Source organism: Streptomyces sp. NPDC057877, from assembly GCF_042796855.1.
Lineage (GTDB): Bacteria > Actinomycetota > Actinomycetes > Streptomycetales > Streptomycetaceae > Streptomyces.
In genome coordinates this window covers 48,465-65,360 of the sequence record NZ_JBHVMS010000012.1, presented here as the reverse complement: position 1 = coordinate 65,360, position 16,896 = coordinate 48,465, and the positions used below count along the sequence as shown (strand labels likewise).

The following is a 16,896-nucleotide window of genomic DNA, read 5'->3' as shown; positions in this document are numbered from 1 at the left end:
GGCCGACGGAATGCGGCCACACACCCGAACGGGTGGAGTGCTATTCCGGTGCCGGTCCGTCGTCCGGGTGAGGGGCGGGGCGCCGGTTGCCGGTCACGCCCCTGAGGCGCTCGAAGGTGCGGGTGAGGTGCTGGAGGGGCGTGGGGGAGGCCTGTTGCCCGGGATCGGGCGGGGGCACGGCGTCGCGGTAGGCGGCGAGCGCCTCGTTGGCGCGCTCGGCGGCCTCCCGGTACAGGTCCCGGGACTTCGTCATCGCCTCCAGCGCCTCGGCGTACATGGCCACCAATTGCCGCTCGCGGGCCAGCTCCTCCTCCAGGGTGAGCAGATGCCAGTCCTCGCGCAGGGCGGTGACCGCCGCGTCGGCGTCCTCGGGCAGTGGCCGGGGCAGCGCGGCGAAGCGGGTGAGGGCGTCGAGCAGTTCGGTGGGCTCCGAGCCGTCCAGGAACACCGTACGGACGGCGAAGTCCTCGGCGTTCCAGCCGTCCGGCGCGGGATCGCCCGGCAGCACGACGGCGCCACCGCGCGGCACCTGGACACCGGACTCCCGCAGCGCCCAGTTCACCGGGCGCAGCTGGTGGGGCGCGGCGCGGTGCTCCACCACCCGGTGGGCGAGGCCCGGCGGCAGCAGCGCGGCCAGCGGGCGGCGGCCCCGCTCGTCCGGGGTCATCGCCTCATGGACGACGACGTGGACCGCCCAGCTGTCGCGGGCCGCGCTCCGCAGCAGCCGCCGCAGGTCCTTCTCGTCGGAGGGCAGGGGGTTGATGTCCCGCAGCCGCAGTCCCAGGACCGTCTCCCAGTCCGCTTCGGCGTCGTCCTGCGGCCAGAACATCGCCGCCGGGGACGGCCAGCGCAGGTCCCAGGGCCGCTCGGCCTCGGCCGCCAGCACCCACTCCTGGCCGTCGACCGCCAGCCGGGCGCGCACCGTCACCTCCCCGGCCACCCGCCAGCGGGCCTCGAAGACCCGCTCGGACGGTTCCAGATGGCTGTCGATGATCTCGCGGTCGGTCAGTGAGCGCAGGGTGCGCCGGACCGTGGCGGGCGCGTCGGGACCGCGGTGGCGGCCACGGGCCAGCCACAGGGTGGGGGAGGTCGCGGGTCGGTCGGTGGCGGAACTCGGCATGGCTCCAGCTGGGAACGGGGGCGTCGGGTATCGCCCAGTATTGCCGCTCCGGGCGGCCGGAGATCACCCGGGGTCCGTGCGGCGGGAGCCACCCGTGGGTACGGTGATCGATCCCGCGCCGGTCAGAAAGAGTCAGTCCTCGGCATATTCCGAACGAAAGTGCGGAAGCGCTCCGGGGTGCCCACACGGTCCGTAGCGTCGCTCCCACGTTCGCCGTACGGCCGTACAGGGGGAGGGGATCCAGCGTGCCCGGAATCGACGAGAGTCTGCTGGACGCCATGCGCCTGCCGGGTGCGCGGGGCGCCTCGGTCATCGACTGGATCAGCGGTCTCGCGCTGGGAGCCGTGGGCGAGGCGCCCGGCGGCGACTTGGAGACCGCCGCCGCCGAGACCGCCGAACTGGCCCGGCTCGCCGCCGAGAGCGGCGCCTTCCGCCTGGCCGCCGCGGGCGACGCCGCCGAACCGGGCAAGGAACCACCCGTCCAGGACGTGATCATCACCACCCCGGACGACTACCACGTCCTGCGGTTCGTCACCACGACGTTCGACAGCAGCGCCGTGCTCCACCTGTGGCTGGGCCGCGCCGAGGGCAATCTCGCCCTGGCCCGGATCCGCCTCGCCGAACTCGCCGAGCGGCTGGTGCTCGGATGACCACCGTCGCCGACCTCCGCACGACGACCGTGGCCTCCCTCGCCGCACTCGCCGACCGGCACGCCACCGGCGTCCTCCTCGGCGCCACCGGCGCCGTCTACCTGGAGGCGGGCCGGGTCGCGCACGCCGAGTCGCCGTCCGCCCCCGACCTCGGCGCCCTGCTCACCCGCAGCGCCGCCGTCGACCCCGAGGGCTGGCAGGACGCGCTGGACCGGGCGGGCGCCCGCCGCCACGTCGGCCGTCACCTCGTCGACACCGGCCGCCTCGCCGCCGGTGCCCTGGAGCTGTGCCACCTCGGCGCCCTCTTCGACGCCGCGTACTTCGTCCTCGGGCCCGGCGACGGCCACGAGCCCCGGTTCCGCACGGGCGCCGCGCACTGGATCGGCACGGTGCGCCCGGTGCCGGTGGACGTCCTGGTCCGCGAGTGCGCCCGCCGCCGCGTGCTGCTGGACCGGATCTGGCCCCGGCCGGAGACCGACACCGCCCCGCTCGCCCGGGTCACCGGCGCCCACCCCCGGGCGCTGCCCGCGCGCCGTCAGCGGATCCTCGCCGAGATCGACGGCGAGCGTACGGCGGCCCAGATCGCGTCCGCCCTGGCCTGGCGCACCTTCCACACCCTGGTCGAGCTGCGACGGCTGGCCGCCGAGGGCCTCGTCATCCCGGCACCGCCGCGGGCCGCGCCGGACGCGCCCCCGGCCGACTGGCTCGCGCCGCCGGTGCAGGACCCCGACACGGCGCTGCTGCGACGGCTTCGAGACGCCTTGGAGGCCCTGTGATCCGCGCGCGCCGACAGCGTGCCGAAAGGAGACTGCTCATGGCCGTCGAGGCCGACGTCCTGGACGAACTGCGCCGACTGCGCTCCCGCCTGCCCCAGCTCACCGGCTCCCTGGCGGCCAGCGTCGACGGCCTCGTCCTCGCCCAGGACGCGCCGGACACCGAACCGGAGGGACTCGCGGCGCTCACCGCCGCCGCCCTCGGAGTCGCCCAGCGCATGGCCGACGCCACCGCCCGCGGCGCCTTCCGCGAACTGCTCCTGCGCGGCGCGCACGGCTACGTCGCCACCTATACGGCGGGCCCCACCGCGGTGCTCACCCTGCTCGCCGACGACCGCGTCAACGTGGGGCGGCTGCATCTGGAGGGGCGTCGCAGCGGTGCCCGCATCGGTGAGCTGGTCGCCGCCCGGATCGGCCCGCACGAAGAGGCACCGCGGTCGGCCCCGGCCGTGGACCCCGGCCGCCCCATCGGCACCCTCCCGGTCCGCACCCCACGGCGGTCCCCGTCCCAGACCAGCACCCGGGCCCGGCCGCGGCCCGACACCGGCGGCTGAACCCCGCTCACGACCTCTCTCCCGGCCGCACGGCTCCATCCCCGGGGCACCGGCCCGACCATCACCACCGCCCGAAAGGGCCGGGGCACCGGCCCGACCATCACCACCGCCCGAAAGGACGCGAACCCATGGCCAACCTGGAAACCTCGCTCAAGGAATGCCTCAGCTCCATCGAGGGGGCGACCGCCGCCGCGCTCGTCGACTACACGAGCGGCATGGCCCTCGGCACCCTCGGCGGCACCAAGACCTTCGACCTGGACGTCGCGGCGGCCGGGAACACCGACGTCGTACGGTCCAAGCTGCGCACGATGGAACACCTCGGCATCAAGGAGGAGATCGAGGACATCCTCATCACCCTCAGCAGCCAGTACCACCTGATCCGCCTGATCAAGGGCCGCGGCGGCAAAGGCCTGTTCCTCTACCTCGTGCTCGACTCCGGCCGCGCCAACCTGGCGATGGCCCGCCACCAGCTCCGCAAGATCGAGGCCGACCTGGAGGTGTGACACCGGCGCAAGGCGATCCGGCGCGGGCCCGTCACCGAGGAGCCCACGCCGGATCGTGCGCCGTCCTTACGCGCCGCTCTCGCGGAGCATGTCCTCACGCTCCACGATCTTCACCCGCTCGCGGCCCTGCGGCTCGCCGAGCGCCTTCTCCGCGGCGTCCAGCCTGTACCAGCCCTCCCAGGTGGTGAAGCGGATCCCGCGCTCGGCGAGGAACGCCTCGACGGCCTCCGGCGCGGGCGAGGCGGGCGTCTGGAGACGCCCGCCCGCGAAGTCGTCCAGCAGGTTCGCGACCGTCTCGTTGGCGTCGCCCTTGGTGTGCCCGATCAGGCCCACCGGACCACGCCGGATCCAGCCGGTGACATACGTCGACTGCAGGTGCTCGCCGGACTCCTGGATGACCCGGCCGCCCTTGTCGGGGACGGTGCCCGAGCCGATGTCCCAGGGCAGCTTGGGCAGCTTGTCGGAGAGGTAGCCCACCGCGCGGTAGACCGCGTCCACGTCCCAGTCGGTGAACTGGCCGGTGCCCTTGACGTTGCCGGTGCCGTCCAGCTCCGTGCGCTCGGTGCGCAGGCCGACGACCTTGCCGTCCGCGCCGAGGATCTCCACCGGCGACTCGAAGAAGTGCAGGTAGAGCTTGTGCGGGCGGTCGCCGATGTCGCGGATCGCCCAGTTCTCCAGGGTCTTGGCGACCATGTCGGTCTGCTTGTTGCCCCGGCGGTCGGCGATCGAGCCCTCGTCGTAGTCGATGTCCTCGGGGTTGACGATGACCTCGATGGTGGGGGAGTGGTCCAGCTCGCGCAGCTCCATCGGGCTGAACTTCGCCTGCGCCGGGCCACGGCGGCCGAAGACGTGGATCTCGACGGCCTTGTTGGCCTTCAGGCCCTCGTAGACGTTCGGCGGGATCTCGGTGGGCAGCAGTTCGTCCGCCGTCTTCGCGAGGATCCGGGAGATGTCGAGCGCCACGTTGCCCACGCCCAGCACGGCGACCTTCTCCGCGTGCAGCGGCCAGGTGCGCGGCACGTCCGGGTGGCCGTCGTACCAGGACGCGAAGTCGGCGGCGCCGTAGGAGCCGTCGAGTTCGACGCCGGGGATGCGCAGCTCGCGGTCGGCCATGGCACCGGTCGAGAAGACCACCGCGTCGTAGAACTCGCGCAGGTCGTCCAGGTGGACGTCGGTGCCGTAGTCGACATTGCCGAAGAGACGGACCTGCGGTTTGTCCAGCACCTGGTGCAGGGCCGTGATGATGCCCTTGATCCGGGGGTGGTCGGGAGCGACGCCGTAGCGGATCAGTCCGAACGGCGCCGGCATCCGCTCGAAGAGGTCGATGGACACACCGGGGTCGGCGGCCACGTCGGACTTGAGCAGGGCGTCGGCGGCGTAGATCCCGGCGGGGCCGGCTCCGACGATGGCTACCCGCAGAGGGCGGGGCATGATCAGGTTCCCTTCGAGCGGTGACAGGCGACTCGATCGGGAAGCCTAAACTGAGGCAAGCCTAAGTCGGTACGCGGGTTCGATCTATGGACACATAAGAGGGATTTATGAGTGGCCGCGTGGACCCGGCCGGGCGGTCCGCTCGGGCAACTGCCGCTCCAGGGCGTCCAACGCCTCGCGCATCGCGGTGATCCGGTCGTGGACGCCGTGCGCGTCCTCGGGCCGCGCGGGGCCGCCGCGTTGCGCGGGGACGGCCCCGGCCCGCTCGGCCGCCTCCATCTCCCGTGCCTCGTCAAGGCTGTTGAGCACCACCCCGATGAGCACGTTCACCAGCACGAACGAGGCCAGCAGCACATACGAGCCGTAGTAGACGATGCTCAGCCGGGAGACCTCAAGACCGCTGTGCACGGTCTCGCCCAGCCCGTCCAGGGTCGTCAGCAGGAACAGGGTGAGCATGGCCCGGCCGATCGAGCCGAAGTGACCGGGATCACTGGCCGCGAAGCACATCCAGCCGACCATGGCGTAGACGTAGAGGATGATCCCGCCGACGAACAGGAAGCTCGCAGTGCCGGGCAGGCTGCGGGAGACGGCGAGCAGCAGGATCCGCAGCTGCGGCAGGAACCGCGCGGTGCGCAGCACCCGGGCCAGCCGCAGCAGCCGCAGCACGGTGGCGTTCTCGCGGACCAGCGGCAGCAGCGCGCTGACGACGACCAGCACGTCGAAGACGTTCCAGGGGTCGCGCCAGAACCGGGCCGGGCGGTCGGCGTGCGCGCCCAGCCGGAGCAGCAGCTCCACGCTGAAGACGGCCAGACAGCCGTGCTCCGCCCAGCGCAACGGGCCGGTGAGCGAGTGGGCGAGGCTGTCGTACGTCTCCAGGCCCAACAGGACGGCGTTGAACAGGATCACGGCCAGTACGGCCAGCGAGAAGGGACGGGCGTCGACGACCGTACGACAGCGGACGGCGAACCGGGCGCGTACGGCGGCGGAATGGGGGGTCATGGTCGTCCTCGGCGCGTAGGGGAACCTCCCGCCGGGGACCGGGGACCGGACCCCGGCGGAACGGACCGGCGGCGGTCACCACGACCGCCGGTCGCCCCGCCTAACGTGCGAACCGGCCCCGGGGCTGCGGCCGTCCACGAAGATCGCCGGGCGTTCCTCTGGTCGACCGTTCGAATACTCCCGGCCAGGGTCTCCGCGCCCCCGCCCCCACGGGAGGCGCCGCGCCGGGACCGGCTCAGTCGGCCGTCCGGCCCGCCTCGTACGTCCGTCGTGCCCCCGGATGCCGGTCCGCCACCTGCACCATCAGCAGCAGGAGCAGCGCGGCGAGTGAGGCGAGCGAGGCGCACACCGCGGTCAGGCCCGCGCTCCATGGCGGGGCGACCATGATGCCGAGGGCCTGGGTGAGTTGGGGTGCGCGGAACCACTCCTCGGACATCACCGCGGCGGCCAGCGCGGCGGGCACGAGCACGCCTGCCAGCAGCACCGTGGCGGTGGCCCGGCAGGCCACGACGACGGCCAGTACGACGCACAGTCCCGACACCGCGAGGGTCGCCGTGTAGACGCTGAGGGAGACGCCCGCCCTGTGCAGCGGGAAGTGCGCCGCGCCGCACACCAGCAGGGCCGCGGCGGCGAGCCAGCTCGGCCAGAAGGCGGGCCTGCCGGTCCGCTCGCGGTTGCGTTCGCGCAGCACCCGCACCGGTCGGTGACCGGCCGTCGGCGGGGACGCGGTGAGGTCCGGCATGCCGACCGGGGTGGAGGATCCGGGTCCCTGGTCCGTTCCGGTCGTGTCCGCGTGCTTCTCCCGGGCCAGCCGTCCGATCAGCTCCACGAGTTCCTCGACGGGGCGGCCGGTGGCGGCGGCGTGCACCGCCTCCTGTCCGCAGTGCGGCTGCACGGGCGTCTGGTGCAGCAGCTCCATCAGCCGCGACACCTCCTCGACCGTGCGGGTCTCGACCGCCGTACGGATCGCGACGTCCGCGCTGTCGGGCTTGCGGGGCGGGCGGGTCAGTTCGGTGATCAGCAGGGCGACGTCGTCCACGGACCGGTCGACCGCGACCGCCCGCAGGACGTCGACGACGGCCGCCGCGTGCTCGGGCGACGCCTCCAGCAGGGTGACGAGCCGTACGACCTCCTCCAGCGGCCGGTCGCTGACGGCCGCGTGCACCAACTCGCCGACCGCGCCGCCGTAGTCGGCCTCCGTCGCCCTGGCCGTCGGGTCTTCGGGCTGGGGAGACAGCGGTTCGAGGGGGACCAGGGTCGGCGGCGCCACGGGTTTCTCCGGTACCGCCGCCCTGCTGTCCGGCCGCTCCGCCCCGCCCTCGCCCTCGCCCATGGCCGGGGCGTGGGCGGGGCGCGGCGGCGGTTCGGCCGCGGGGACCGGTTCCATGGTGGGCACCGGTTCCGTGCTGGCTACCGGTTGCGTGCCGGGGACCGGTTCCGTGGGGGCCGTGGCGGTCGGGTTCGAAGGGTTGGGTGTCGAGGGCGTGGTCATGCGCGCTCCAGGGGGAGTGGTCCGGCCGCCCCCTGCCCCTCCGAAGGCGGCACGTGGTGCTTTCCCTGCCCATTACTAGGCCCCCCGCCGAGGCAGCGCCACTCGGGTGAGGCGCACGTATGACACCCGCGCGCCCCCGGCTCAGTACAGCTTGTTGACCGCCGTCACCGTGGTGGCCTTGAAGTCGGCGACCTGGGCGTGCCGGAAGTCGCCCAGCTGCGCCCACCGCACGACGGTCACCGTCCTGCCGTCCCGGCCGACCGAGAACAGCGCGATGTCGGAGGCACCCCAGGACGCCTCGGTGTGGACGCCGTACACATGGGCGCCCTCCTCGACCTTGAGGCGTCCGTAGTACTTCTGGGACGCGGTGATGTCGGGGTACTCCTTTTCCAGCTTCTGCGCGCAGGTCGCGAGGTCCTTGCGGAGCTGTGCCGCGAACGTCTTGGCCCGGCGCGCGTCCCGCTCGACGACCGTCACCTGGAGCGCGTTGGTGTCCATCTCGGTCCAGTAGGCGCGGTGACTGGCGATCGACGGCAGGGATTGGCCGACGCACATCGGGAGCGGGTCCGGCTGACCGGCGGTGACCGGTCCGGCGTACCAGGGCGAGGACGGGTGCGGCGGCAGCTCGGCCGGCTTCAGGAAGCGGGGCGCGGAGGCGGTGGCCGGTGCCGCGGCCACGGCGACAGCGGCTCCGGTGGCCAGCGCGGCGACGGCGAGCCGGGCACCTCGGGTACGGACGTTCATGGTGATCCCCCTGGGGCGTTGGTGCGGGTTTGGGTCCTGCATCTCGTACGACCCGCCGTGGGCCGGTTTCGTTGTGCTCCGCCCGTGCCACAGCTTTGTCACAGCGGAGGCGGCTTGCGACCGGTGGCGGCGAGGCGGCAGGGTTCGACCGTGGCCACCTTGCTGATCGTGCATCACACGCCCTCGCCGAACTGTCAGACGCTCCTCGAGGCCGTCGTCTCCGGGGCGAGCGCGCCGGAGATCGAGGGGGTGCGGGTGGTGCGGCGGGCCGCGCTGGGCGCGACGGCGTCCGATGTGCTCGCCGCCGACGGGTTCCTGCTGGGCACCCCGGCGAACCTGGGCTATGTGTCCGGTGCCCTCAAGCACTTCTTCGACCAGGTGTACTACCCCTGCCTGGACGCCACCCGGGGCAGGCCGTTCGGCTACTACGTGCACGGCGGCAACGACGTCACGGGCGCCGTCCGGGCCATCGAGTCGATCACCACGGGCCTCGGCTGGCGGCGTGCGGCGGATCCCGTGACCGTCACGGGTGAACCGGCCAAGTCCGATGTGGAGGCGTGCTGGGAGCTGGGGGCGACGCTCGCCGCCGGGCTGATGGGCGAGGGCGTCTGAGGCGTCAGACCGGCTGCTCTCCGTTGCGCTGCGCCGGGGACACGGTCGGTGTGGCGAACAGCTGGAGCGAGCCGTGCAGGTTCTTCAGGTCGGGGGCGACACCGCTCAGCTCCAGGGCGATGGCGGCGGCGAGGTTGTCCCGCAGCAGCGGCTGCTGGACCTGGGAGATCAGGTCCAGGGCGCGGGTGGCGCGCGCGTTGCGCTCGGCGTCCTGGCGCAGGTCCCCGAGAGCCTGGATCATCATCCTGCGTTCCTCGGCCCGGTTGCGGAAGAAGAAGAACGACAGCACCTGGGAGAAGATGCCGGACGCGGTGATGACCACCGCCAGGGCCAGGTCGTCGGAGTGGTAGACGCCGACGAGAATGCCCGCGGCGATGATGAGATAGCCGAGGACCGCCGCGGCGATCGCGGCGAAGAAGCTGATGTCGGCGCGTCGGCCGACCTTCTTGTAGTACTTCTCCAGTACGTCCGACAGGGCGGCCTGGCTGGGGTTGGGCGCCGCCGTCGCGGCGGGGTCGGCGGAGGCGCCGGAAGGCGTGCCGGGGAGGCCGATCGGGGTTTCCTGACCGGGTTCCCCCGTCTGACCCGGCTGCTGCCCCTCCGACTGGCGGGAGCGGAACCGCTCGACGGCCGCCCGCCAGGCGTCGCTGCCCGCGGCCGAGGCCAGGCTGGAGGCGGCCAGGGTGGTGAAGCTGATGAGTGGATCCATGTCGTCCCCCGAAGTGCGCCGGAATCACCGGCACCTTACTGCCCGTCAGGGCGCGGACGGCCGTCCCGGCCGGGGGACCTGACCGGCCGGGACGGTCGTCCGCGTGCGCAGGGCCCCGCGACTAGATGGAGATCGTGGTGCCGTCGAAGCGGGTGAGGCTGAAGTACGCGTCCTCCAGCGTGCCCTCCTTCGCCTCCCGCAGCAGGCCGACCGCGATCTCCTCACCGAGGCGGACCGAGGCGCTGTAGTCGGAGCGCCAGTGCACCCCGCCCATGCTGCGGCCGATGGCGATGTTGGCGGCGACCTTGTTGAGTTCGCCGCCGACGGTCAGCCGCCCGGCGTCCGGGCCGGTGTACTGCTTGAGACCCTTGCCGTCCTTGGCGGGCACGACCGGGTCGGCGAGGAGGTGCGTCTCGTCGAACCAGGCCTTCAGGAGGGTCACGCAGGCGCCCGCGACGGTGGCGTGCCCGGCGCCGTAGGACGGGTGGGTCGGGCTGCCCTCGGGGAACGCCTGCGGGAGCAGATAGCTGCCGTACTTCTTGAAGACCCGGTCGACGGCGGTGGAGCCGAGGACGCCGGGGTCGATCGGGTAGTCGCGCTCGTTGCTCAGGTGCTGGTGGACCCGGCCGCCGAACTCCTCCGGCCGCAGCCGCCGGTGGACGTACCACTTCTGGTACCACACGGCCTTCAGCGCACGGGTGGCGACCTCGGTCACCAGTGACAGGATGTGGGGTCCGCCGTAGGTGCCGAAGCCCTCCTGGTTGTGGGAGTAGTGGTACGGGTTGCCCGCGTCCACCGGGGCGTTCGAGCCCAGCAGGATGAGCGCGGCGTTGAGGTAGGCCTCGTACAGCGCGTCGAAGTGGACGTAGTGCGCGAGGTCGCGCGGCGTCTGGATGTAGCGCCGGTTGGTGCGGTCGCGCTTGTCCGGGACGGTGGTGTCGCCGTTCTGCACCTCCAGCCAGTCGTCCCAGGTCGTCAGGTGGTCGACCGGGCGGACCAGGGTGTCCTGCCGCTGCTGGATCAGCAGGGTGCCGAACGGGATGTCCTTGAGCAGGAACTGCGAGACGTACGGCCCGGCGAGGTCGCCCGGGGTGTTCCCGCGGAAGAGGGTCTGCGGGGTGACGTCGCCGCCGAGGACTGGGCCGCCGAGGGCGGGCATCCTGGACAGTTCGGCCGCCGCGTCGGTGGCGTCCTGGTGGGTGGTGAAGTCGCTGAAGGGCACGTCACGGCAGAGCGCCATCCAGTACAGCTCGACCGCCTCGGCGGAGTTCCGCGCGCTGTCGATGCGCGGTGCGGGCGGCAGGGTCAGCGCCTGGGCGTCCGGGCCCTGGGTGTCGAAGGCCAGCCCGCACTGCGGGTTGACCAGCTTGCGCGGGCCGCCCAGCGGGATCCGCTCGAAGTCCTCGGGCCGTCCGGTGTGCAGGGCGCGGCGCAGCAGGTTGTAGGCCGCCGGGTCCACCTCGCCCTGGTCGTTGTGCGGCAGGCCCTTGGAGTAGTTGGCGATGAAGGGCAGCGGCGCGTAGTCGGACTCCTCTCCGTTGGCCGTCTGCACCGGTACGTGACGCTGGAATTCCGCTTCGGCCGCGCGTACACGCAGCTGTCGTGCGGCAAAACGGCGGTCACTCATAGAAATCCCCCGGTTCTCCCCGTTGTCCCCGTTGAAAGGCGGTGCGCGGCTCGCACCACTGAGGGGGAGACGTCTCAGGGCACGCCGCAAGTTCCGGGTGAATCGGTAATTCCGCGACTTTTCACATCTGGAGTGAGTGTTCCGGTGCGCACTGACGCGGTCTGACCTGGCGGCTTGCCCGCACCGCCGGAGGCGGTCGTTCCGTCGGGCCCCGGCGCGTGCTCAAGGACCGCCGTAGCCAGCTCTGTTGACGTCCATTCATGTGTTTGTCCGGTGATACGATCACCGCGTTTGCGGAGCGGGTGGACGGGTGCACGACGGCATCTTCCGACTTCAGGGACAGCCCGGGCGGCAACCCCGGTGCGGGCGGTCCGCCGGTGCTTCCGCACAAGACACGGGAATTCAGCAAGCGGGCCGTCAGTCGCCTGAAGAGAGTCTTATGACGGAATACATAGTGATCGCAGTGCTTTTGGTGCTGCTCGCTGCCATCGTTGTCGCCGTCACCCTCGTGGTCCGCCAGCGCAGGGCGGCGCGGAATCTACGGCAGGAGATCCAGGGCCTCAAGGCTCACTACACGGAGCTGGAGAACGACTACGCACAATCCGTCCGCACGGCGCAGGAGCAGGCCGAGGACGCCACCAAGACGGTACTGAAGTCCGCGATGCGGACCCTCCAGGGTCTCGCCGCCGAACAGCAGCTCGTGCTGTCCCGGCTCCAGACCAAGTACGGCGACTCGGTCATCCTCGAGGACCTGCTGGAGATCGACCACACCAACTCGCAGTTCGGCCGGCGCGCGCAGTCCATCGCGGTGCTGTGCGACGGCTGGCTGGGCGGCCGTCGCGACGTCGCCTCGGTGTACGACGTGGTGCGCAGCGCACAGGGGCGCATCAGGCACTTCCGCCGCGTCGAGATCCTCTCCCAGGCCGACTTCGGCATCACCAGCCGGGCCGTCGAGCCGGTCGCGCTGGCCCTCGCCGAGCTGCTGGACAACGCCACCAGCTACTCCAGCCCGGACACCGTGGTGGAGATCAACATCCGGCCCGTGCCCAAGGGCATCTGCATCATCGTCGACGACGCCGGTGTCGGCATGAGCGACGAGGAGCGGGTGCGCGCCCAGCGGCTGCTCTCCAGCGAGCGCGCCTCGGGCGTCTCCGGCCTCGGCAACCCGCCGCAGTTCGGTTTCTCGGTGATCGGTGTGCTCGCCGAACGGTTCGGCTTCGAGGTGGCCGTGGACTCCACCTCTCCCTACGGAGGTGTACGCGCCGTCGTCCTGCTGCCGCACGACCTGCTCACCGGCATGCCCGAGAAGAAGTCACCGGCCTCCAGCCCGGCCGCCCTCGCCCGCGACGGCGGACCCGAGCCCGGACTGACCACCGGCTCGACCAGCGACGGACTGCCCCGGCGACGCCGCAAGCGGCCCATGGCCATCGTGCCGGGCTCCAGCGCCCCGGCGGACTCCGGCGGAGCCTCCCGCTCCGGCGCCGAGACCGCGGCGATCATGGGCGCCTTCCAGCGGGGGACGCAGTCCGGACGGGCGGCGCGACCCGAATCGGGGGAGCAGACGAGCCGCACACGTGAAGCAAGCAGCGAAGGGCATGAGGTCTCGTGAACGATCTGTCGTGGATGCTCGACAGCGCCCTGGAGATTCCCGGCGCACTGCATGCGGTCCTGATATCCGCCGACGGTCTGCTGATGGCCCGTACGAAGGACTTCGACAAGGACGATGCCGACCGGGTCGCCGCCGCGATGAGCGGGGTGCAGTCGCTCAGCCGGTCCCTGGGGTTCTTCTGTGAGGACCCCAGCCAGCGGTGGCGGCAGACGCTGGTCGAGTTCGACGGCGGCTGGGTCTTCCTGATCTCCGCCGGTGAGGGCGCCTACCTCGCGGTCTCGGCGTCGCCGGACGTGGACATGGCGGACATCACCTTCCGGATGCAGCAGCTCGTCGGGCGGCTGGGCAAGGAGCTGACGACGCCGCCGCGCGAGAACCTCGGCGCCCGCTCATGACGGGGCAGGAGGAGTGGCAGCCCGAGGGCGCCGAATTAGTGCGTCCGTACGTCATCACCAAGGGGCGCGGGCTGCCCCAGGAGGAACAGCTCTCCCTCATCACCCTGGTCACCGCGGCGGAGGACCACGCGCAGCGGCCGACCCGGCTGTCCCCCGAGGAGCAGAGCCTGCTGGACGTCTGCTCGGCCGGCTATCTGTCGGTCGCCGAGGTCGCCGGGCACACCCGGCTGCCGCTGGGCGTGGTGAGGATCCTGCTCGCCTCGCTCTCGGAGGGCGGCTACCTCATCACCCGCCCGCCGGTGCAGCGGGCGCCGCTCGCCGAGCGGCAGATCCTGGAGGAGGTGCTGAATGGGCTCCGCGCCAAGTTTGGGTGAGCAGGCCTATGTGCGCGGCGGCGCGGCACAGACGGCGGTGAAGATCCTGGTCGTCGGGCACTTCGCGGTGGGCAAGACCACGTTCATCGGTTCGATCTCGGAGATCGAGCCGCTGTCCACCGAGGAGACGATGACCCGGGCCGCCGAGTCCGTCGACGACCTCAAGGGCGTGCACGGCAAGACCACCACCACGGTCGCCATGGACTTCGGCCGGCTGACCATCAGCGACCGGGTCGTGCTGTACCTGTTCGGCACCCCCGGGCAGCTGCGCTTCGTGCAGATGTGGGAGGACATGGCACGCGGCGCTCTCGGCGCGCTGGTGCTGGTCGACCCCGAGCGGCTGGCGGACTCCTTCGCCGTGATCGACCTGATCGAGCAGTACGGCCTGGACTACGCCATCGCCGTCAACCACTTCGACGGGTCGCCGGAGCGCACCGAGGCGGCCCTGCGCGAGGCGTTGGACCTGCTCGACGACACCCCCGTCGTCACCTGCGACGCCCGCGACGAGAAGTCGTCGGCCGCCGCGTTGACCACCCTCGTCCGCTATCTGCTGGACCGTGCCCACTAGGAAGCTGAGAGCACATATGGACGCTCAACCCACTACCCCGGTCCCCCCGCCGGGGTGCCCGGCCCATGGCTCCGGCGGCAGAGTGCCGCTGTACGGGCCGGAGTTCGCGGCCGACCCGCAGGCGTACTACGAGTTCCTGCGCCACTACGGCCCCGCCGCGCCCGTGGAACTCGCCCCCGGAGTCGAGGCCACCCTGGTCACGGACTACGCCTCCGCCCTGCAACTGCTCCAGGACTCCTCCTCCTTCCGCAAGGACGCGCGCCGCTGGCGGGCCTTCAACGAGGGCAAGATCAGCCCGGACAGCCCGGTCGCGCCGCTGCTGGCCTACCGGCCCAACTGCATGTTCGCCGACGGCGCCGAGCACATCAGGCTGCGGCAGGCGGTGACCGACAGCTTCGCCCGGGTCGACAGCAGGCGGCTGGCCCGCTCCACCGAGCAGATCTCCGACTACCTCATCTCGCAGTTCGGCACCCGCGGTTCGGCCGACCTGCTCGGCGACTACGCCAAGCAGCTTCCGCTGTTCGTCTTCAACGAGCTGTTCGGCTGCCCCGCCGACATCGGCGACCGGGTGCTGTTCGGGATCTCCGGCATGTTCGACGGCGTCAACGCGGAGAAGGCCGTCGGGGTGCTCTACCAGGCGGTCGGCGAGCTGGTCGCGATCAAGCGGTCCCGGCCGGGCGAGGACGTCACCTCCTGGCTGATGCAGCACCAGGCGGCCCTGAGCGACGAGGAGATGGTCCACCAGCTGGCCCTGCTGCTCGGCGCGGGCGCCGAACCGCTGCGCAACCTCATCGGCAACACCCTGCACCGGCTCCTCACCCATGACCGGTACGCGCGCGAGGGCGGACTGATCGAGGAGGCCATCGACGACACGCTGTGGGAGAACCCTCCCATGTCCAACTACGCGCCGCACTACCCGGCCTCGGACATGGAGTTCGCCGGACAGCACCTGCACGCGGGCGACCTGGTGCTGGTCGGCTTCGCCGCCGCCAACACCGGCCCGGCGCTGACGGCCGCCCGGCAGGCCGGGTCCAACCGGGCCCACCTGGCGTGGAGCGCGGGCCCGCACGCCTGCCCGTCCAAGGAACCGGCCCGGCAGATCACGGTGACCGCCATCGAGAACCTGCTGAACCACCTGCCGGACGTCGAACTCGCCGTGCCGGAGGACAGCCTGACCTGGCGTCCGGGCCCCTTCAACCGCGCCCTGGCCACCCTCCCCGCCCGCTACACCCCGATCCGCCCGCTGCGCCAGTCCGCCGCGCAGTCCCGCACGGAGACCCCGGCCGCCGCCCCCGCGACGGAGGAGCGCAAGCCCGAACGCGGACTGTGGAGCAACTTCCTCACCTGGCTCAAGGGGTGACGCACTCCACATCGCACCGAGTTTCGCCCACCGCATGAAGGTTCAACGGTACGGGTAGTGAGCACGCGGCATCCGAACGCTTACGAGGCTAAGGAGGCGTGATGCGTCACATATCTGTCGATGTCGCTTATCGTCCCGGCAGACCACACCCCCAACCGTCGGACCACCCCCCGGTACCCGCCCCGCCAGGCGGGTATCTTTTTGCCCCCGTCGACCCGTCGCGGGCGGCCCGGTGACCCGCCTGCGGGCCGGTGACCGCGACGAGCCCGCCCTCGCGACCCTCGGCGCCCGCACCGCCGGGCAGTTGCACCGGCTCGGCGCCGTGGCGGGCCTGTCCGAGGCCGACGCCGACACCTACGCCGACGTCCTGACCGAGTCCCTGGGGGCGGTGGCCGACCGGCCGCTCGATCTGCCCCCGGCCGCCACGACCTTCCTGTCCGACGACCACACCCCGGTGGAGTTCTCGCTCTCCTTCCGGCCCGGCACGGCACCCGCCCTGCGGGTCCTGGTGGAACCAGGCTGCGGCGCAGGCAGCCTGGCCCGCAACGGCCGCGTCGGGCTCAGGACCGTCCGGGCCATGGCCAGGCGCTGGCACTTCAGCACCGACCGCCTCGACGACCTCGAGGACCTGTTCCTGCCCGAGTCGCCCAAGGGACCCCTGGCCCTGTGGATCGCGCTGGAGCTGCGGCATGGGGGAGTACCCGGCGTGAAGGTGTACCTGAACCCGGCGGCGTCGGGGCGGAAACGTTCCGCTGACACGGTGCGCGAAGCCCTCCGCCGCCTCGGCCACCGACGGGCCGTGGAGGCCCTGCCGGAAGCCGACGGACGCCCCTTCCTCGCCCTGGATCTCGGCGACTGGGACACCCCCAGGGTCAAGGTCTACCTCCGCCACGACAACCTCTCGCCCGTCGAGGCGCCGGGCCTGTCCCGCATGGACGGCGGCCCCGATCCCACGACCGTCGAGGAGTTCTTCCGCACGGTCGCGGGCGCCGGGGCGCGGAGCCTCAACCGGCGCCCCGCCCTGACCTGTCATGCACTCACCGACACGGCGGCGGCCCGCCCGACCGGTTTCACCCTGCACATCCCGGTCCGCGACTACGCCCGGCACGACGGTGAGTCCCTGACCCGCGCGGCGGCGGTCCTGCACCGCCACGGCATGGACCCGGCACCCCTGGCCCGTGCCCTGGCCGCCGTCACCGACCGGCGGCCCGAGGACGGCGTGGGACTGATCTCCTACCTGGCCCTCGTCCACCAGCAGGGCAGCCCGCCGCGGGTGACGGCGTACCTCTCCTGCGAGGCGTACGCCGTCCGCCCGCCGAACGGCACGGCCAGTGCCCCGCTGGAAGCGGTCCGCTGACACGAGAGGCTCCCGGCGG

Annotated in this window: 18 protein-coding genes; 11 read left to right on the top strand and 7 right to left on the bottom strand. The window is 72.1% G+C overall.

The window, feature by feature from the left end:
- Positions 1 to 40: 40 nt before the first annotated feature.
- Complete coding sequence (locus tag ACFVQG_RS32000) at positions 41 to 1,120, bottom strand: hypothetical protein (RefSeq protein WP_383390133.1); 1,080 nt, start codon at positions 1,118 to 1,120, stop codon at positions 41 to 43.
- Between the two features lie 245 nt (positions 1,121 to 1,365).
- Between ACFVQG_RS32000 and ACFVQG_RS31995 the strand changes: the two genes are divergently transcribed.
- From ACFVQG_RS31995 to ACFVQG_RS31980, 4 genes are all read left to right on the top strand, one after another.
- Entirely contained in the window at positions 1,366 to 1,770 is a 405-nt protein-coding gene (locus ACFVQG_RS31995; protein ID WP_383390131.1) for a hypothetical protein, read from the top strand.
- Positions 1,767 to 2,546 (top strand): hypothetical protein, encoded by a 780-nt coding sequence (locus tag ACFVQG_RS31990; RefSeq protein WP_383390129.1) that lies wholly within the window; start codon positions 1,767 to 1,769, stop codon positions 2,544 to 2,546. Before ACFVQG_RS31995 ends, ACFVQG_RS31990 begins: the two co-directional genes overlap by 4 nt.
- 38 nt (positions 2,547 to 2,584) lie before the next feature.
- On the top strand, positions 2,585 to 3,097 hold the full coding sequence (locus tag ACFVQG_RS31985; protein WP_383390126.1) for a roadblock/LC7 domain-containing protein: 513 nt from the start codon (positions 2,585 to 2,587) through the stop codon (positions 3,095 to 3,097).
- Between the two features lie 128 nt (positions 3,098 to 3,225).
- Positions 3,226 to 3,600 carry a hypothetical protein gene (locus ACFVQG_RS31980; RefSeq protein WP_383390124.1) on the top strand — a complete coding sequence of 125 codons (375 nt, stop codon included), beginning with the start codon at positions 3,226 to 3,228 and terminating at the stop codon, positions 3,598 to 3,600.
- Between the two features lie 66 nt (positions 3,601 to 3,666).
- Here ACFVQG_RS31980 and ACFVQG_RS31975 read toward each other — a convergent pair whose 3' ends face one another.
- From ACFVQG_RS31975 to ACFVQG_RS31960, 4 genes are all read right to left on the bottom strand, one after another.
- Positions 3,667 to 5,031, bottom strand: coding sequence for an FAD-dependent oxidoreductase (locus ACFVQG_RS31975; protein ID WP_383390121.1), 1,365 nt, complete (start codon positions 5,029 to 5,031; stop codon positions 3,667 to 3,669).
- Positions 5,032 to 5,136: 105 nt separating this feature from the next.
- Entirely contained in the window at positions 5,137 to 6,030 is an 894-nt protein-coding gene (locus tag ACFVQG_RS31970; protein ID WP_383390119.1) for an ion transporter, read from the bottom strand.
- A gap of 235 nt (positions 6,031 to 6,265) precedes the next feature.
- The gene (locus ACFVQG_RS31965) at positions 6,266 to 7,417 is read right to left on the bottom strand and encodes a hypothetical protein (protein ID WP_383390116.1); all 1,152 of its coding nucleotides are present in this window, start codon (positions 7,415 to 7,417) and stop codon (positions 6,266 to 6,268) included.
- Between the two features lie 246 nt (positions 7,418 to 7,663).
- Positions 7,664 to 8,266, bottom strand: coding sequence for a hypothetical protein (locus tag ACFVQG_RS31960; RefSeq protein ID WP_383390115.1), 603 nt, complete (start codon positions 8,264 to 8,266; stop codon positions 7,664 to 7,666).
- 150 nt (positions 8,267 to 8,416) lie between these two features.
- Here ACFVQG_RS31960 and ACFVQG_RS31955 point away from each other — a divergent pair, with 150 nt between their 5' ends.
- On the top strand, positions 8,417 to 8,878 hold the full coding sequence (locus ACFVQG_RS31955) for a flavodoxin family protein (protein ID WP_383390113.1): 462 nt from the start codon (positions 8,417 to 8,419) through the stop codon (positions 8,876 to 8,878).
- Positions 8,879 to 8,882: 4 nt separating this feature from the next.
- Here the strand turns inward: ACFVQG_RS31955 and ACFVQG_RS31950 are convergent, their stop codons facing one another.
- The gene (locus ACFVQG_RS31950) at positions 8,883 to 9,587 is read right to left on the bottom strand and encodes a hypothetical protein (RefSeq protein WP_383390110.1); all 705 of its coding nucleotides are present in this window, start codon (positions 9,585 to 9,587) and stop codon (positions 8,883 to 8,885) included.
- 121 nt (positions 9,588 to 9,708) lie between these two features.
- Complete coding sequence (locus tag ACFVQG_RS31945) at positions 9,709 to 11,139, bottom strand: vanadium-dependent haloperoxidase (RefSeq protein WP_383390109.1); 1,431 nt, start codon at positions 11,137 to 11,139, stop codon at positions 9,709 to 9,711.
- Between the two features lie 514 nt (positions 11,140 to 11,653).
- Here ACFVQG_RS31945 and ACFVQG_RS31940 point away from each other — a divergent pair.
- The 6 genes from ACFVQG_RS31940 to ACFVQG_RS31915 all read left to right on the top strand — a co-directional run bounded on the left by ACFVQG_RS31940 (position 11,654) and on the right by ACFVQG_RS31915 (position 16,877).
- A complete protein-coding gene (locus tag ACFVQG_RS31940) occupies positions 11,654 to 12,823 on the top strand; it encodes an ATP-binding protein (RefSeq protein ID WP_383390106.1) in 1,170 nt (389 codons plus the stop codon).
- Between the two features lie 14 nt (positions 12,824 to 12,837).
- Complete coding sequence (locus ACFVQG_RS31935; protein ID WP_383390725.1) at positions 12,838 to 13,218, top strand: roadblock/LC7 domain-containing protein; 381 nt, start codon at positions 12,838 to 12,840, stop codon at positions 13,216 to 13,218.
- The gene (locus ACFVQG_RS31930; protein ID WP_383390103.1) at positions 13,215 to 13,592 is read left to right on the top strand and encodes a DUF742 domain-containing protein; all 378 of its coding nucleotides are present in this window, start codon (positions 13,215 to 13,217) and stop codon (positions 13,590 to 13,592) included. Before ACFVQG_RS31935 ends, ACFVQG_RS31930 begins: the two co-directional genes overlap by 4 nt.
- A complete protein-coding gene (locus tag ACFVQG_RS31925; RefSeq protein ID WP_383390101.1) occupies positions 13,567 to 14,160 on the top strand; it encodes an ATP/GTP-binding protein in 594 nt (197 codons plus the stop codon). Before ACFVQG_RS31930 ends, ACFVQG_RS31925 begins: the two co-directional genes overlap by 26 nt.
- 16 nt (positions 14,161 to 14,176) lie before the next feature.
- Positions 14,177 to 15,520, top strand: coding sequence for a cytochrome P450 (locus ACFVQG_RS31920; RefSeq protein ID WP_383390098.1), 1,344 nt, complete (start codon positions 14,177 to 14,179; stop codon positions 15,518 to 15,520).
- 232 nt (positions 15,521 to 15,752) lie between these two features.
- Positions 15,753 to 16,877, top strand: coding sequence for a tryptophan dimethylallyltransferase family protein (locus tag ACFVQG_RS31915; protein ID WP_383390095.1), 1,125 nt, complete (start codon positions 15,753 to 15,755; stop codon positions 16,875 to 16,877).
- Positions 16,878 to 16,896 lie beyond the last annotated feature (19 nt).

Coding starts and splice junctions, on each gene's coding strand:
- ACFVQG_RS31920 (WP_383390098.1), top strand. CDS start 14,177: ATGGACGCTCAACCCACTACCCCGGTCCCCCCGCCGGGGTGCCCGGCC.
- ACFVQG_RS31960 (WP_383390115.1), bottom strand. CDS start 8,266: ATGAACGTCCGTACCCGAGGTGCCCGGCTCGCCGTCGCCGCGCTGGCC.
- ACFVQG_RS31940 (WP_383390106.1), top strand. CDS start 11,654: ATGACGGAATACATAGTGATCGCAGTGCTTTTGGTGCTGCTCGCTGCC.
- ACFVQG_RS31980 (WP_383390124.1), top strand. CDS start 3,226: ATGGCCAACCTGGAAACCTCGCTCAAGGAATGCCTCAGCTCCATCGAG.
- ACFVQG_RS32000 (WP_383390133.1), bottom strand. CDS start 1,120: ATGCCGAGTTCCGCCACCGACCGACCCGCGACCTCCCCCACCCTGTGG.
- ACFVQG_RS31985 (WP_383390126.1), top strand. CDS start 2,585: ATGGCCGTCGAGGCCGACGTCCTGGACGAACTGCGCCGACTGCGCTCC.
- ACFVQG_RS31975 (WP_383390121.1), bottom strand. CDS start 5,031: ATGCCCCGCCCTCTGCGGGTAGCCATCGTCGGAGCCGGCCCCGCCGGG.
- ACFVQG_RS31935 (WP_383390725.1), top strand. CDS start 12,838: ATGCTCGACAGCGCCCTGGAGATTCCCGGCGCACTGCATGCGGTCCTG.
- ACFVQG_RS31950 (WP_383390110.1), bottom strand. CDS start 9,587: ATGGATCCACTCATCAGCTTCACCACCCTGGCCGCCTCCAGCCTGGCC.
- ACFVQG_RS31990 (WP_383390129.1), top strand. CDS start 1,767: ATGACCACCGTCGCCGACCTCCGCACGACGACCGTGGCCTCCCTCGCC.
- ACFVQG_RS31925 (WP_383390101.1), top strand. CDS start 13,567: ATGGGCTCCGCGCCAAGTTTGGGTGAGCAGGCCTATGTGCGCGGCGGC.
- ACFVQG_RS31930 (WP_383390103.1), top strand. CDS start 13,215: ATGACGGGGCAGGAGGAGTGGCAGCCCGAGGGCGCCGAATTAGTGCGT.
- ACFVQG_RS31970 (WP_383390119.1), bottom strand. CDS start 6,030: ATGACCCCCCATTCCGCCGCCGTACGCGCCCGGTTCGCCGTCCGCTGT.
- ACFVQG_RS31965 (WP_383390116.1), bottom strand. CDS start 7,417: ATGGAACCGGTCCCCGCGGCCGAACCGCCGCCGCGCCCCGCCCACGCC.